Annotated in this window: 1 protein-coding gene; it reads left to right on the plus strand. The window is 54.9% G+C overall.

Going from position 1 to position 255, the window contains the following annotated elements:
• The coding region (locus tag H8L32_RS27470) for an efflux RND transporter permease subunit (RefSeq protein WP_186951035.1) at positions 1 to 255 on the plus strand (255 nt) is incomplete at both ends.

Consider the following 255-nt stretch of genomic DNA (forward strand, 5'->3'; position numbering starts at 1 on the left):
CCCGGGAAGTACGCGATTCTGTTGAGAAACTGCGCCAGTTGCCTGTACTTACCGAGCGCGGCGCTCAAATCCAACTTGGCGATGTTGCTGAAATCCGCATCGACGACGGCCCACCCATGCTCAAGAGCGAAAATGCCCGTCTGTCAGGATGGGTGTATGTGGATATCCGCGATCGTGACCTGAGTTCAGCCGTACATGAAATGCAGGAAGTCGTCGCCCGAGAGGTCAAGTTGCCAGCAGCTTATTCGATTACCT

Source organism: Undibacterium hunanense, assembly GCF_014284335.1.
Taxonomy (GTDB): Bacteria; Pseudomonadota; Gammaproteobacteria; order Burkholderiales; family Burkholderiaceae_D; genus Undibacterium; species Undibacterium hunanense.